The 16,010-nt window shown below is 64.8% G+C and carries 8 protein-coding genes; 5 read left to right on the top strand and 3 right to left on the bottom strand.

Annotation, left to right across the window (positions count from 1 at the left end):
* Positions 1–265 precede the first annotated feature (265 nt).
* Positions 266–1,087 (bottom strand): flavodoxin family protein, encoded by an 822-nt coding sequence (locus ACW7G0_RS10955; RefSeq protein WP_456989649.1) that lies wholly within the window; start codon positions 1,085–1,087, stop codon positions 266–268.
* A 90-nt stretch (positions 1,088–1,177) separates the two neighbouring features.
* Here ACW7G0_RS10955 and hemN point away from each other — a divergent pair, with 90 nt between their 5' ends.
* From hemN to ACW7G0_RS10930, 5 genes are all read left to right on the top strand, one after another.
* Positions 1,178–2,569: an oxygen-independent coproporphyrinogen III oxidase gene (gene hemN / locus ACW7G0_RS10950; RefSeq protein ID WP_456989648.1), complete on the top strand. Its 1,392-nt coding sequence runs from the start codon at positions 1,178–1,180 to the stop codon at positions 2,567–2,569.
* Between the two features lie 19 nt (positions 2,570–2,588).
* Entirely contained in the window at positions 2,589–3,341 is a 753-nt protein-coding gene (locus ACW7G0_RS10945) for a helix-turn-helix domain-containing protein (protein WP_456989647.1), read from the top strand.
* A gap of 171 nt (positions 3,342–3,512) precedes the next feature.
* Positions 3,513–5,810 (top strand): nitric-oxide reductase large subunit, encoded by a 2,298-nt coding sequence (locus tag ACW7G0_RS10940; RefSeq protein ID WP_456989646.1) that lies wholly within the window; start codon positions 3,513–3,515, stop codon positions 5,808–5,810.
* A 149-nt stretch (positions 5,811–5,959) separates the two neighbouring features.
* A complete protein-coding gene (locus ACW7G0_RS10935) occupies positions 5,960–7,195 on the top strand; it encodes an NnrS family protein (RefSeq protein ID WP_456989645.1) in 1,236 nt (411 codons plus the stop codon).
* A gap of 59 nt (positions 7,196–7,254) precedes the next feature.
* Positions 7,255–7,656: a SirB2 family protein gene (locus tag ACW7G0_RS10930; protein WP_456989644.1), complete on the top strand. Its 402-nt coding sequence runs from the start codon at positions 7,255–7,257 to the stop codon at positions 7,654–7,656.
* Positions 7,657–7,828: 172 nt separating this feature from the next.
* Here the strand turns inward: ACW7G0_RS10930 and ACW7G0_RS10925 are convergent, their stop codons facing one another.
* Both ACW7G0_RS10925 and ACW7G0_RS10920 read right to left on the bottom strand, forming a co-directional pair.
* A complete protein-coding gene (locus ACW7G0_RS10925; protein WP_456989643.1) occupies positions 7,829–8,656 on the bottom strand; it encodes an OmpA family protein in 828 nt (275 codons plus the stop codon).
* A gap of 68 nt (positions 8,657–8,724) precedes the next feature.
* Positions 8,725–15,852 (bottom strand): hypothetical protein, encoded by a 7,128-nt coding sequence (locus ACW7G0_RS10920; protein ID WP_456989642.1) that lies wholly within the window; start codon positions 15,850–15,852, stop codon positions 8,725–8,727.
* Between the last annotated feature and the right edge of the window lie 158 nt (positions 15,853–16,010).

Below are 16,010 nucleotides of genomic sequence, written 5' to 3'. Positions count from 1 at the left end.
CCTACATCTTGCTGATTAGGATGATTTATCCTACACATGATGTAGATCTTGTACTTTTTACCTAACGCTGCTTCCTATCTCTCATAATGCTGTGGTTCGAGTCCACCCATAGCCACCACGTGATGATCACCCTGGAGCGAGACCAGGGAAACAGCCAACCCCGTGTAATTGCGGGGTTTTTTGTGCCCGGTGGCGTGCAACGCCCATGCGGCTGGCGACGACCTACCCACGCGAAATCAGGTCGCTACTCCAAGGATCAGTCTCGCTATTCGGGATTCTCGTGGTCGAACCTGCTGCCCGCCTCCCAGGCCTCGCGGTCGTTGCCGTGGTTCGGAAACCCTCCGGCGTCCTTGAGCATGCGCGCCATGTGGAGCAGGTTCCAGGTCATGATCGTCGTGTTGCGCTGGGTGAACTCGTTGTCAAATCCGATGGGCCCCTGTTCCGACTTGTCGCCATACGATGGCCCCGGACCGGCCTCGCCGATCCAGCCGCAATCCGCCTGTGGGGGAATCGTGTAACCCAGGTGCTGCAGCGCGTACAGGATCGTCATCGATGAATGCTTGATCCCATCCTCGTTACCCGTCACCACAGCTCCGCCAGTCTTTCCGTAAAAGATGCTCTGGCCCTTGGCATTGAGCAGTCCAGACATCGCATACAGACGCTCGATCAGGACGCGACAAACCGAGCTTTCTTCGCCCAGCCAGATGGGTGTTCCGACAACCAGGATTTCGGCTTTGGATATTTTTTTCCAGAGCTTTGGCCAATCGTCCCGGCCCCAGCCATGCTCGGTCATGTCCGGCTGGACGCCAAAGGCGACCTGATGATCCAGAAAATGGATGTGCTCCACCTGGACGCCATTTTTTTCCATGATCTTCTCCGACACGCTCATCAGGGCGCGGGTATGGGAACCGGCCCCGTCCTTCTTCAGCGACGTATTGATGAAGACTGCGGAGAGATCCGTGTAGTCCGCGTTCGGCTGCCTATCCATCATCACGATTCCTGTGTTGGTTTCACGGAGCTTGGGGTTGACATCTAGTGCGGGCCCTGGGATCCAGCACGCAGGACAGATGCCGCGCGCGTCGGCCACTTAACCGACTGTAGCTGCTCCTCCCACTCATCCCCAGTCATTTGACACCGATCAAGGCGCGCGATCGGTCGGGTCGATAGCCTGACTCGCATGCTCACTCCCCTTCTCTTCGACCCGGCGCTGCTCAAGCGCTATGACCGGCCCGGGCCGCGGTACACCTCGTACCCGACCGCGCCGCAGTTCTCCTCCACCTTCGGCGAGGAGGCGCTGCGCGAGGCGGTGATGGCCAGCAATGGCGACCCGATCCCGCGCCGGCTGTCGCTGTACGTGCACGTGCCGTTCTGCATGAGTCCGTGCTTCTACTGCGGCTGCAACCGGATCATCACCCGCGACCTGACCCGCGGCGAAACCTACCTGGTACGCATGTACCGCGAGATCGCGATGACCGCGGCGCTGTTCGACCGCGACCGCGAAGTGATCCAGCTGCACTTCGGTGGTGGCACCCCGAACTTCCTGTCGCCGACGCAACTGGGCGATGTGGTGGACTCGCTGCGCAGCCATTTCCATTTCTCCGACTCGCCCAAGCGCGACCTGTCGATCGAGCTGGACCCGCGCTTCATCTCGCCGGCGGATGTCGGCGAGCTGGCCGCGATCGGCTTCAACCGGGCCAGCCTGGGCGTGCAGGACTTCGACCCGGCGGTGCAGGAGGCGGTCAACCGCATCCAGTCGGTCGCCGAGACGGTGGCGATCATCGAGGCCTGCCGCAAGCACGGCATGCGCTCGGTCAATGTCGACCTGATCTACGGGCTGCCCAGGCAGAACCTCGCAGGTTTCTCACGCACTCTGGACACGGTGATCCAAGTGCGTCCGGATCGGCTGGCGGTGTACAGCTACGCGCACCTGCCGGAACTGTTCAAGGCACAGGGACAGATCAACGCGGCCGACCTGCCGTCAGCGGACGTCAAGCTGGGCCTGCTACAACTCGCCATCGAGAAACTCACCGATGCCGGCTACTGCTATGTCGGCATGGACCATTTCGCCTTGCCCGACGATGACCTCGCCACCGCGCAGGACCGCGGTGGCCTGCATCGCAACTTCATGGGTTACACCACCCACTCCGATACCGACCTGATCGGCTTGGGCGTTAGCGCGATCAGCCATGTCGGCGACAGCTTCAGCCAGAACCCGCGCGACCTGCCGAGCTGGCAGATCTCGCTCGACGAAGGCCGGCTACCGGTGTTCCGCGGCATGCGCCTGAGCGAGGACGACCAATTGCGTGCCGATGTGATCCAGCGCCTGATGTGCCAGGGCGAGATCCCGATCGACGCGCTGGAACGGCGGTACCTGATCGACTTCCACGAGTACTTCGCCGATGCATTGGAACAGTTGCAACCGCTGATTGACGACGGCCTGGTGCGGGTCGAGCCACGACGCATCGTCGCAACGTCGCGCGGCCGGCTTTTGCTGCGTAACATAGCCATGTGCTTCGACCATTACCTGACCCGGCCCACCACCTCGCCCCGCTTCTCCCGCGCCATCTGAGCGCGACACGGAGGCGCGGGTGAGCCCGACCGCATTTCCGCGGCAGGATGCGAACACGCTGGCCGATGACGGCGACGAGCTGACATTCTGCTCGACCTGCGCATTCTCCCAAGCCTGCCTCTCCGAGGGCATGGACAAGCGCTCGCTGAAGGATCTTCACGTGCTGGTGGAGCATGTCGGCCCGTACCACGCCGGGGATCACATCTTCCGCGAGGGCGACCCGTTCGAGGCCATCGCGGCGGTGCGGGCAGGCACCGTCAAGACCTACATGATCGACCGCGATGGGCGCGAACACGTGTTGGGCTTCCACCTGCCCGGCGAGGTCATCGGCCTGGACGCGATCGACGGCGAGACCTACCCGTGCAACGCGGTCGCACTGGATACGGCGATGTTGTGCCGGTTCTCGTTCCCCAAGATCGCGGTATTGGCAACCAAGTTGCCCGGCCTGCAACGGCACTTGTTCCGGCTGCTCAGCCGCGACATCGGTCGTGCGGCGATGCTGGCCGGCGACTGGACAGCCGACCAGCGCATGGCCGCGTTCCTGATCGGCCTGTCGCGGCGACTGGCCGCGCGCGGGTTTTCCGCCCACCGGTTCCAGTTGACGATGGCGCGCACCGATATCGCCAACTACCTGCGTCTGGCACCGGAAACGGTGAGCCGGGTGTTACGCCGGTTCCAGAAGGATGGATTGTTGCTGGTTGATCGGCGCGAGCTGGAGCTGCTGGATCGCGACCGGCTCGACGCGTTGGCCGATCCCATATTGCATCGCTGACGGCCAGTTGCCTTTGCCGCCGGTGATATCCGGCGTCATAACAGCAAACTGCCGACCGGACAGGTATAAGCAAGACACGCCGAAGGGGATGGCGGTCCAGGCTTGACTCAAATCAACGTGCCCGCGCCGGCAACCGGCGAACATGCGGCACCTGTCCGGAGAACGAATGCTATGGAACCAAAAAGCGTGCTAGTCACCAGGCGACTCTGGTGGGGCTTGGGGGCCCTGTTGGTCGTCAGCTTCGGCATCATGTTATGGATCGGCAAGGACCTGTACCAGACGGCACCGCCGATGCCGGAACAAGTCGTGACCGAAAGTGGCGAGGTGGTTTACACCCGCGACGAGATCCTGACCGGCCGTCACGTGTGGCAAAGCATAGGTGGGCAACAGAACGGTTCGATCTGGGGCCACGGCGCGTTGATTGCACCGGACTGGTCGGCCGAATGGCTGCACCTGGAGGTCATGGCGTGGCTGGAGTTGCGCGCGCAGTCCGAGCTAGGGATGTCCTACGAGGACCTCGACGACAGCAACAAGGCCAAGCTGCAGGCAGAGATCAAACCGGAGATCCGTCGCAATACCTACGATCCCGAGACCGGCAACATCGTCATCTCCGACGAGCGTGCGCAGGCAATCTCGCAGGTCGCCGCGCACTACATCAGCGTGTTCTCCGCAGATCCGGCAACCGCGCATCTGCGCGAAGCCTACGCGCTGCGCGAGAACCCGGTCCCCGATGAAGAGCACCGCCGCTTGATGACCGGGTTCTTCTTCTGGGCATCCTGGGCGACGGTGACCAACCGTCCCGATGACGTGAAGTCGTATACCAACAACTTCCCACACGAACCGCTGGTGGGTAACAAGCCGACCTCCAGCAGTTTCATGTGGTCGATGTTCTCGATCCTGTTCATGATTGCCGGAATCGCGTTGCTGGCCTGGCATTACGCGGCCTATCACGGCAAGGAAAAACCACTGGTGCCGCCCGTCGAGGATCCGGTCGCCAAGATCGTGGTCACCCCATCAATGCGCGCCACGGCCAAGTACTTCTGGCTGGTGATGGCGTTGTTCCTGTTCCAGATACTGATGGGCGCGACCACCGCGCATTACCAGATCGAAGGCCAGCAGGCCTACGGCTTCGAACTTGCGAATTACCTGCCTTACGCGGTGACCCGAAGCTGGCACACGCAACTGGCAATCCTGTGGATCGCAACCGCGTGGCTGGCCACCGGCTTGTATCTGGGGCCGGCCATCTCCGGACACGAGCCCAAGTATCAAAAGCTCGGGGTCAACTTCCTGTTCATCAGCCTGATCATCATCGTGGTGGGTGCCTTTGCCGGCCAGTGGTTCGCGGTGATGCAAAAGCTCGGCCTGGCCAACAATTTCTGGTTCGGCCACCAGGGCTGGGAATACACCGATATCGGCCGCTTCTGGCAGATCTACCTGTTCATCGGGCTGATGCTTTGGGTGGTCCTGCTGGGCCGCGCGCTGTGGCCGGCGATGCGTCGCAAGGACCAGACGTCCTCGATTGCCGGCTTGCTGTTCCTGTCCACGGTGGCAATCGGCCTGTTGTATGCAGCCGGCCTGATGTGGCGCGAGGACACCCATATCTCGATCGTCACCTACTGGCGTTTCTGGATCGTCCACTTGTGGGTGGAAGGGTTCTTCGAGGTGTTCGCGGTCGCGGTGATCAGCTTCATCTTCGTCAAGCTGGGGCTGGTGCGCGGCAAGTCGGCGACAATCAACGTGCTGTTCGCGACCATCGTGTTCATGTCCGGCGGCGTGCTGGGCATGTTCCACCATCTGTACTTCGCCGGTGTCACTACCGGCGTCATCGCACTGGGCGCCAGCATCTCGGCGCTGGAAGTGGTGCCGCTGGCGTTGATCGGACTGGAAGCCCATGAGACCTGGAGCAACAGCCGCGCCACGCCATGGATGCAACGCTACAAGTGGCCGATCATGTTCTTCCTCGCGGTCAGCTTCTGGAACCTGATCGGTGCCGGCCTGCTGGGCTTCCTCATCAACACCCCGCTGGCGCTGTTCTACATGCAGGGCACCAACATCACCGCCGCCCACGGTCATACCGCGCTGTTCGGCGTGTACGGCATGCTGGGTATCGGCCTGATGCTGTACTGCCTGCGCGGCCTGCGGCCCGAGCGGGTGTGGATGGAAGGACTGATCCGCAGCGGCTTCTGGTCGCTGAATATCGGACTGGCCCTGATGACCCTCCTGACCCTGCTGCCGATGGGCGTGCTGCAACTGGAAGCCAATCTGGAGCACGGCTACTGGTATGCACGCTCGGCGGAGTTCATGAACCGCCCGATCATCGACCTGCTGGTATGGCTGCGTGTGCCGGGTGACACGGTGTTCGCGATCGGCGCATTCCTGATCGCACTGTTCGTTGTCTCGCTGTGGTTGGGCCCGCGTCCAGTGCAGAAGCCGGCCCCCGCCCGGATGAAGGAGACCGGAAGGCGCTAAGCCGTCGTCATCCTGCAATGACCCGGAAAAGGGGGCGGCTTCGGCCGTCCCCTTTTTTGCTCATATGATCCAGGTCAATGTCCGCGCCAACGTACCGGCCCACACTGTCGCCCATGGATACTCGACCCGCCCCCTCCCCAGCCGCGCCCATGTCCGCGCGCCTGCTGGCAACCGCGCCGCATCGAATGATGTTCTTCATTGGTGCGACCAATGTGCTGATCGCGATGGCCTGGTGGGCCGCATGGCTGCTGGCGGCACGCTGGCCGGCGTGGACGATGCCGCAGTCGCAGCCATATGCCGGCTGGATCCACGCGTTCGTGATGCAGTACCAGGTGCTGCCGAGTTTCTTCTTCGGCTTCCTGCTGACCACCTTCCCGAAATGGCTAGGCCTGCCGGACATCGATCGCTGGCGGTATGTCCCGGTTGGCCTGGGCCTCTTCGGTGGCCAAATCGCGACCCTGCTGGGCGCACTGGGCTGGGAGGCCGGGGTCGTCATCGGTATGTGGATGACCGCAGCTGGCTGGCTGGCTGGCCTGCTGACCCTGGGGCCGCTGCTGTGGCGGGAGAAGGGGGTCACTTGGCATGCACGTTCGTGCTTCGCGGCTTTGGCGCTGGGCTTTTTCGGCGTATTGGCGTGGGGTGCATTCCTGCTTGGCGCATCACCGGCATGGCTGTTTGCCAGCATCAAGATCGGCAGTTTCGGATTGCTGCTGCCGGTGTACCTGACCGTTGCCCACCGGATGTTCCCGTTCTTCGCCAGCCGTGTCGTGCCGGGCTACCAGCCGTGGCGACCGATGTGGCTGCTCGGCGTGTTCTGGCCGCTGTGCCTGGGCCACCTGGTACTGGAACTGCTACACGTCTACCAGTGGCTGTGGCTGGTCGACCTGCCACTGTTGGCGTTGACCGCGACGATGTTGTGGCACTGGTGGCCGAGAGGCATGGATGCCCAGGTGCCGCAAGCACAAGCTCGGTCGAAGCCTCCCGGACTGCTGACGGTACTGTTCATCGGCATGGCCTGGCTGCCATTGGCATTCGCGCTGTACTCGACGCAAAGCATCGTTTACGCGATGACCAACATCTACTGGCTGGGTCGCGGCCCGGCGCATGCGTTGTTCATCGGCTTCTTCGGCAGTGTGCTGATCGCCATGGTGACCCGGGTCACCCAGGGCCATGCCGGCCGCGCACTGGTGATGCCGGGCGTGGCATGGTTTGCCTTCATCGCGATCCAGATCGTCGCAACGATGCGGGTGGTGGCCGAGGCCCTGCCCGATGCGGGCGCCTGGCAGGCATTGGCGGCACTGGGCTGGCTGGTCGCGTTCGCGCCGTGGGTGATACGGATCGCTCGCATCTACCTGATGCCGCGTGCGGATGGGAAGCCGGGCTGAGGCACCCGCCAACCAACCCAGCGCCCGGCACTGATGACGATGTTCCCGAGGACGTTCCGATGATCGAATTCTACCTGCAGATCAAGCAGGCCCACATCGCCATGGCACTGACCAGCGGCGCGATTTTCGCGCTGCGCGGCGCCGGGGTGCTGGCCGGGATGCGCTGGCCGCACCGGCTGGTGGTGCGCTGGACCAGCTACACCGTCGATACCGCGTTGCTGACCGCGGCGCTGATGCTGCTGACGATCCTGCCGGGGGCTATGTTCGCCAATGGCTGGCTGACCGCGAAACTGCTGCTGTTGGTGGTGTACGTCGTGCTGGGCACGTTCGCGATCAAGCGCGGGCGCACGCGGGCGGCCAAGGCCGGGTTCTACGTGGCCGCGCTGCTGACCTTCGCGATGGTCTATTCGATTGCCCGCGCGCACAGCCCCTGGGGGTTGCTGCATGGCATTGTCGGCTGACGTCACGGCGCTTGGCGCGCCGGTGGCGAGCGCGCGACCTTGGCGAAGTGGCACCCGGCGGCCTGAAACAACGCTCCAGGACTGGCCGGCACCCACCTGCTGCGGCTGGGAATTTCCCGGCCCCAACCCAGTCTGCACGAGGGCTGGCACCGGGAATCGCTCCGGATCGAGGCTACCTGGAAACCCGGATTTCCACCCGTCGGTCGGGCTTGAGGCAGGCCACCAGATCGTTGCGTGACAGAGTGTTGTCGCAGATGGTGACAGGCTCCAGGGCGCCGCGTCCGTAGGCCCCGATACTGGTGCCGGGAAGGCCTTCGTCGACAAGCAACTGGCGAACGGTGACCGCGCGCCGTTCCGACAGCCCCTGATTGTAGGAAGAGCTGCCCAGCCTGTCGGCGTGCCCGACCACGGTGATGCGGACGGCCTGTGCACCGGACAGCTCCTGCGCCAGCTTCGCCACTTCGGTCCGGCCCTGCGGGAGGATGTCCTCTACCCCGGACCGGTCGAAGGCGAACAGCGCATCGGCCGACAAGGTATGCACCTCCGGTGCCGCGACCGGCGCCGGCTGGGCATTCAATAGGTCCAGGCATACCGTTCCGTCCCAGTGCATCGAGTCGACGAGATACTTCCCGCTGGAGCGTTCGTAATTGATCTGGTACTGGCAGGTGACGTGGGTGTCGATCCCGGTGCGGAAGTTGAAGACATAGTCCCAGCGCGACACCCCGAAAATCCCTTCGCTGAAGTGCGGGTTGCCGAGCAGGCGACGGACCTGGCTCTTGCCCAGCCCGCGAGCGACTTGACGCAGATTGTCGACAGTGACGAAGTCCCCGTGGCTGATACGGGTATGGGATGCGTCCGGAAACTCCGTGCCGCCCACCACACCCTGCACGGCCACGCTGGCGGACGGAAGCATTACTTCCTCTGCCATCGCGCCGACCGGGACGACCAGCAGCGCAACGGCAGCCGCAAGCGCACCCGGGAACATGTTCCTGATTGACATGTGAGTCATTCCTCTTGATTCGTGTTCATCGGTTGCCGACCCGCTCGCGAGAGAGGGTCGGCACTGCGTCACTTCCCGCCCAGAACGCCGCTCAGGCCGACGTAACCACCGGTGCCTTCGCTGTTGGCCGAGAAGCCACCTTCCAGGCTCCAGCGCCCGTTGTCCGCCGTGCGCCTCAGGCTCACGCCCATTGCGCCCTCACCCTTGTAAGCACCGAAGCCGGCGTAGTAGGTAGTCGCTCCCGCCACGTACGGCGCCTGCCGCAGGGACATCGCAGTAGCAATACCGGCGTTGATGTCGCGTTCGAGCTCATCGACCCGGGTGTTCAGATCCCAGACGTCGGTCTGGACCTGGTTGAACCGCTGGTCGGTGTAGCTGTTGGCGGTGATGACGGCGTGCGAGACGCCGGACTGCAGTTGGCTGACGTTGACGGCGTCAGTGTCGGCCACCCCGGCGGCCACACCGCTGACGGTGCGGTTGCCGACGTTGACCTCGCCCGACGAGCTGCTGTTGCCGACGTAGGCGGCGTCGTAGCCGGACTGGGCACCCACGGTCGTCGCCGACCCCTGCCCCAGTGCCACGCTGTTGTCGTGCGTGGCCTGCGCGCCCTGGCCGACCGCGGTGCTGTTGTCACCGCTGGCCACGGCCTGGTTGCCCAGTGCAGTGCTGTTGGCACCCGCCGCTTCCGCGCCGCTGCCGCCGGCCGCCGAGTTCTCGCCGGTCGGGGTGGGGGCCACGACCGGCGCGTCCTGGCTGACCTGGAACGGGCCGGTCGCGCCGGCCTGCAGGTCGCCCACGTCGCCTTCGACCACATCCATGCGGTCGCCCAGGTCCAGGACGGACTCGTTGACTTCACGGATCTGGCCGACGTTGGCCGCATCGGTATCTTCCACGCCGGCCGCCACGTTGCTGATGACCTTGTCGCCGGCGTCGATGCCGTCCTCGGTCACGCTCGGGCCGCCTTCGATCACCAGACCGGTGTCGCCCAGGTGCACGTTGTCGCCAACCCGCACGCCGTCGGTATCAATCACGGTGTCGCCGGCGGTGATGCTGTCCACGTCGAGGTCACGATTGAGCGTGATTTCAATCTCACCGCTGTTGTCCTCGCCGGTTTGGGCCACGCTGATGTTGCCGTCACCGGTGAAGTTCACCGTGCCGTTCGGGCCGATGTTGGCGTCATTGCCGTTGGCATCGGTCGCCGTCCAGCCGGCGTTGGCCGCATCGTTGGCCGAGCGGATCGCATCGTCGATGTTGTCGTGACCGGTACCACCGATGTCGCTGGTGGTGATGGTGCCATCCGGGTTGAGCTCGGCGTTGCCGCCGATGATCGTGGTGATCGAGTCGCCCATCCCGTGCAGCTGGCTGCCGTTGATGGCGTCGGTGCTGGTCGCGCTGACCTCGCCCGGTGCGACGTTGGTGATCACCAGATTGCCGGCGTTGATGCCGGACATGGTCACGCTCGGACCACCGTTGATCACCAGGCCGGTGTTGCCAAGGTGCACGTCGCCGCCCACCGCCACACCGGTGGTATCGACCACGGTATCGCCCGTGGTCAGGCTGTCCACCGTGATGTCGTCGGCCAGGTCGACCGTCAGATCGGTCCCGTCGCGGCTGATCTCGACATTGCCGTCGCCGTTGCTGAAGTCCACCGTGCCGGCGGGGCCGACGTTGTTGTCGGCCACTGCGCCCTCGCCGTCCACCGACACGTTCCAGCCCATGTTGGCCACGTCGGACACTTCCTGCAGCTGCTCTTCCGTGGCCGAGCGGCCGGTGCCGTCGGCGAAGCCCGGGTAATCGATGGTCTGGTTGGCCAGGCCGCCGATGGTGCCGGCGTTGCCGTCGATCACGACCGGGCTGGTACCGCCGACCACAATCTGGCTGCCGCCGATCATCGTCGTGCCATCTGCGTTGGTCAGAGACGCCACGCCCGCACCCACCGTCGTGCTGTTGCCAGCACCGTCGGCTACCGTGGTGCCGCCCGCCGCAACGTTGGTCACGTTACCGGCGCCGTCATCCACTGTCAGGCCGTCGTTGTCGAGCGCGGTGTCGCCGATCGCAACACTGCCGTCCACACCCAGGTCGATATCCTCGTTGAGCGTGATTTCCACCACGCCATCCTGGTCGAGGCCGGTCTGCGCCACACTGATGTTGTTGTCGCCTTCGAACGTCACCTGGCCGTCGGGACCGATATTGGCCGTGTTGCCGTCGGTATCGGTTACGTTCCAACCAGCATTGGCCGCGGTGTTCACCGAGTCGATCGCATCGTGGATGTTGTCGTGACCGGTGTTGCCGATGTCGCTGGTGGTGAGGGTGCCATCCGGGTTGAGATCGGCATTGCCGCCGATGATCGTGGTGATCGAGTCGCCCATCCCGTGCAGCTGGCTGCCGTTGATCGCGTCGGTGCTGGTCTGGCTGACCTCGCCCGGGGCCACGTTGGTGATCACCAGGTTGCCGGCATCGATGCCGGTCATGGTCACGCTCGGACCGCCATCAATCACCAGACCGGTGTCGCCCAGCGTCACGTCGTCGCCGACCCGCACGCCATCGGTATCCACCACCGTCTCGCCGGCAGTCAGGCTGTCCACGTCCAGGTCGCGATTGAGCGTGAACTCCACCACGCCTTCGTCGTCCAGTCCGGTCTGCGCCACAGCGATGTTGTTGTCTCCCACAAACTGCACTTCGCCGTTCGGGCCGATGTTTGCGGCATTGCCGTCGAGGTCGGTCACGTTCCAACCGGCGGTGACCGCATCACTGACCTGCTTGAGCTGGTCCTCGGTCGCCGCTTGGCCGCTGGTGTAGCTGTCCGGGTCGAAGGTAGTGTTAGTCAGGCCGCCGATGGTGCCGGCATCTCCGTCGATCATGATCGGGCTGCTACCACCGACCGTAATCTGGCTGCCGCCGATCGTCGTCGTGCCATCTGCGTCGGTCACAGCCACCGTGCCGGCACCCACTGTCGTGCTGTTGCCAGCACCGTCGGTCACCGTGGTGCCGTCCGCCGCAACGTTGGTCACGTTGCCGGCGGCATCGGTCACTGTCAGGCCGCCGTTGTCGAGCGCCGTATCGCCGATCGCAACGCTGCCGTCCGTACCCAGGTCGATATCCTTGTTGAGCTTGATCTCCAAGGTGTCGCTGCCGTCGGCGACTACGCCGATGTTGCCTTCGGTCAGCGCGGTTTCGTCGAGCGCGCCGCCGACCAGGTTCACCGTCTCACCGAGCAGGCGCTCGACGTTCGTGCCGGCATCGCCCGCAAACGTCAGCGGGGTGTCGGCCAGTTGGGTGAGCTGGTTCACGTTCACCGCATCGGTGCCGACCGCGCCTGGCCCCACGTTGCTGATCACGCTGCCACCGGAATTAATGCCGCCCATGGTCACGCTCGGGCCGCCGTCGATCACCAGACCGGTGTCGCCCAGGTGCACGTTGTCACCGACGGTAACGCCGGTGCCGTCGACCACGGTGTCACCGGCGGTCAAGCGGTCCACTTCGATTTCGTCAGCCAACTCGAACACCAGATCGGTGCCGTCGCGGCTGATCTCGATGTTGCGGTCGGTGTTGGCGAAGTCGACCGAGCTGCCCGGCGCGACGTTGGCACCAACAGCCTCGCCGTTGGCGCTCACATCCCAACCCTGGCCCACGTAGATCAGGGCGTCCTGCACGTTGCTGTAGTTGTTGCCCTGCACCAACAGGCCCGCGGTCACTTCATGGGTAACCGGGTTGTAGGACGAAGTGCCGCCCAGCGCGGCGGCAACGCTACGCCCAGCTTCATCCAAATTCCCACCCAGCGCGGTCACAGCCGTATTGGTCTGGTACAACTGGCTGCCGTTGATGGCGTCGGTGCTGGTGGCGCTGACTCGGCCGGCGGCGACGTTGGTGATGGTGCGCTCCTGGCCCACGTCGCCGACGCTGACGGTCGCCACCGGCGCGGCGCCTGCGTAGGTGTAGGTCACGTTGTCAATCATGCTGCTGGCGGTGCCGATCGCTGCCGTGGTGGCGGCGCCGCTGCCCAGCGCCACAGAACCCTGGTGCGTGGCCTGTGCGCCCTGGCCGAAGGCCGAGGCGTTCTCTGCTGTGGCACGTGCGGCAGTACCGACTGCCAGCGCGTCAGCGGCGGTGGCCTCGGCACCGTCGCCGATCGCGGTCGCGGACTCGGCGGTGGCATCGGCACCGACGCCCATCGCCATCGCATTTCGATCATTGGCGAGCGCGCTACTGCCAATGGCAATACCGTTGAGGTTGCGAGTTTCCTCACCCGGCAAGGGGCTGGCGTAGCCGACTACCGCGCCGGTGCCCATGGCAATGCCGTCAGTGGCGTAGCCGCGCGAGTTGGTTCCGGTGGCGATAGCATCGCTGCCACTGGCCAGCGCGCCGGTACCGCTGGCCTGGGAGTTCACACCGCTGGCATACGCGCGCGTACCGAAGGCCTGGGAGTCAGCAGCCTCGGCATGGGCATCGTAGCCTTGGGCAACGGCGCGCTCCGCGGATGCCAGCGCACTCTGACCGATGGCGATGCCGTCCGCGGCGGTAGCTTCGGCCACCGTACCGATGACGATGGCGTTGTCTACCGTGCCGCCCGACTGGGGGTCGGCCTCTGCGCCGGTGCCCATGACGATGGAGTTCTGGCCCCTGCTGACGGCCGCCTGGCCGATAGCCACGCCGCCCTGGTCGTAGGCCGCGGTTCCGCTATTGCCAATGACGGTTGTGTTTTCCGCCTTGGCATTGACACCTTGGCCGATGGCCACGCCGTTGTGTGCACCGACGTCAACGGAAGCAGCATGGCCGATCGCCAATGACGAAGTAGCACCCGCAACCGCCTCCGGGCCGATGGCCATGGCATCGGTACCGGTAGCACCTTCATTCGCCCTGTTGGCACCGATTATGGTGTTGGCGCTGAAGTATTTCACGCCATTCTCAGCGACTGCCTGGTTGAGCTGTTCAACATTGACGGCATCGGTACCAAGCACACCCTCGGCTACCGTGATGGTGCCGTTGGAGTTGTAGATCACGGCATCGCCGGGCAGAACGTTGATCGCTCCGCTCGACACCGCGTTGATCGCCTCCGCAACCGTCGTGTACTGATGCGTGGCTCCGTCACTATCCTCCAGTTCGATGACATAGCCGCCGAAGTTGCCGTTCGGCTCTGCGGTCACGTTGCCGCCGACCAGTTGCGCCACGGCTTGCTGCGCACCCTGCAGCTGGCGTACGTTGACCGCGTCGTAACCCTGCGCACCATCGGCCACGTTGACAATGCGGCGCTGGAAATTCTCCCCGGGATTCGAATTGCCCACGGATACCGCGCTACCGGGCGCGGCCGCGCCGGTCAGGTATCCACTGCCACTCACGTCGGAAATCTGCGCCGCCGAATTGCGGCCCAGCGCGATGTTGCTGCCTTCGGCCGTGGAGTGGGCGCCTACCGCAACGCCATTTCCGCCTGCACTCGAGTCCTTGCCCAGCGCCAGCGTCTCGCTGCCCTCGGCCTGGGCTCCACTGCCAAGCGCCACGGAATTGGTACCCGCCCGGGTCCTGTCACCGATCGCAACAGCTTGCGCCCTGGCTCCTGCGCCATCGTTGGCTCCGGTACCGATGGAGATATTGTTGTTTCCGGTCAGGCTTCCGCCAGCTTGGGTACCGAGTGCGACGTTGTCGTCGCCCACCACGCCCTGGCCTGCTCCGTAACCGATCGCGGTACTCTGGTTGCCGGCCACGTTCTGCCCGGAGTTGGTACCGATGGCGATATGGTCGGTACGGTCACCGGCCACGTTGCCTTCGGTCCCGACGCCTGCGCCACTACCCAATGCGATGCCACGCGTGGTACCGGCATAGGCGCCGTCACCCGCCGCGAGGGCACTGCCCCCGGCCGCATGGGCCTGGCCGACGGCGATGCTGCCACCGCCGGAAGCCTGCGCAGCGGCGCCCAGCGCCGTGGCATTGGCCGCGCTGGCGTGCGCATTGGAGCCCACCGCTGTGGCCTGCTGGCTCAACTGGCCGGTGACCCGGGCGCCGGTGCCCAGCGCCATCGCGCCGGTCACATACTCGGACTCCACGCTGGCGCCGTCACCAACTGCCAGCGTGCTGTTGCCCGCAGCCTGGCTGTCGCGGCCGATGGCGATGGAGCCCACGCCATCGCCGTCTACGCTCACTGCGTCCACGGTCCCAGCGGTGGCACCCTGACCCAGGGCGATGGCGCCCTCGGCGGTTTCGGTGGTGGTCGCACCGTCACCGGCGGCGAAGCTGCTGTCGCCTGCGGACACGGTGTTGGGCCCGATGGCGATGGACTCATCGCCCTCCGCCTCGGAGTCGGGCTGCGCCGATTTGGCGTGGAAGTACCTGACGCCACCGGCGCCTTCTTCAATAAACAGGTCGAAAATCTGCCCGCCCGTGACCGCGTCTGTGCTGGTCGCGGTCAGGTCACCCGCCGCGACATTGGTGATCTTGCTGCCGCCGGCATCGATGCCGGCAGCCGTCACGCTCGGACCACCGGTGATCGTCAAGCCGGTGTTGTCCAACTGCGCATTACCGGTAGTCACGCTGTCGGCAGTCACGCTGTCCAGCTCGAGGTCGCGATCCAGCGTGATGGCAACCGCGCCATTGTCATCGGTGCCGCTCAGCGCGACATCGATGTTGTCGTCACCGGTGAAGGCCACGGCGCCATCCGGGCCGATGTTGGCGTCGCTGGTGCCGTCGGAGACATTCCAACCGGCACCGGCGGCGGTGGAGGCCGCATCGGCTGTGGCCTGCGCGGCGGCGGCGGCGTTGGCGGCCGTCTGCGCGGCGCCGAACGCATCGGTGCGCACGGTATCAAGCTGCCCCAGATTCACCGCATGATGGCTCGCGGTGCCGTCGGAGACATTAGTGATTGCGTGACTTCCGGCGTTGATGCCGGTAGTGGTGACGCTCGGCCCGCCGATGATCGTCAGGCCAGTGCTGTCAAGCACGGCCGGGCCTGCAGTCACACTGTCCACATCCAGGTCGCGGTCGAGCGTGATCGCGATTACGGCAGCATCGTCATCGCCGGTCTGTTCCACCGTGATGTTGTCGTCGCCCTCGAAGCTGACGGTACCGCCATCGCTTATGGTGGCGCTGCTACCGCCAACGTCGGTCGCGACCCAACTGAAAGCATCCTGGGCGAAGGCGGGCGCGGCGACCGTCCCTGCCAGCGCCAGCAACGAGGCAATGGCCGACGCCAGAGTGGACAACCTCAAGCCATTCTCAGCGCCGGTGGGCTGGACTGTACCGCCGCTTGTGTGGATATTGTTCATTTGACGCGTCCTCTCGATAGCTCGCAAAACGGTTGGAGTAGCCGCCGGCAGCCCGCACTCCTCCCAGCAGCTGGCCATGGCTGTAGCCGCCGCGCGTTGGG

Source organism: Lysobacter sp. A286 (assembly GCF_054052105.1).
This window is presented reverse-complemented; position numbering and strand designations above follow the sequence as displayed.

Bases quoted from the DNA above. Each gene is read 5' to 3' on its own strand.
- ACW7G0_RS10925 (WP_456989643.1), bottom strand. From the start codon at position 8,656: ATGTCAATCAGGAACATGTTCCCGGGTGCGCTTGCGGCTGCCGTTGCG.
- hemN (WP_456989648.1), top strand. From the start codon at position 1,178: ATGCTCACTCCCCTTCTCTTCGACCCGGCGCTGCTCAAGCGCTATGAC.
- ACW7G0_RS10940 (WP_456989646.1), top strand. From the start codon at position 3,513: ATGGAACCAAAAAGCGTGCTAGTCACCAGGCGACTCTGGTGGGGCTTG.
- ACW7G0_RS10930 (WP_456989644.1), top strand. From the start codon at position 7,255: ATGATCGAATTCTACCTGCAGATCAAGCAGGCCCACATCGCCATGGCA.
- ACW7G0_RS10935 (WP_456989645.1), top strand. From the start codon at position 5,960: ATGTCCGCGCGCCTGCTGGCAACCGCGCCGCATCGAATGATGTTCTTC.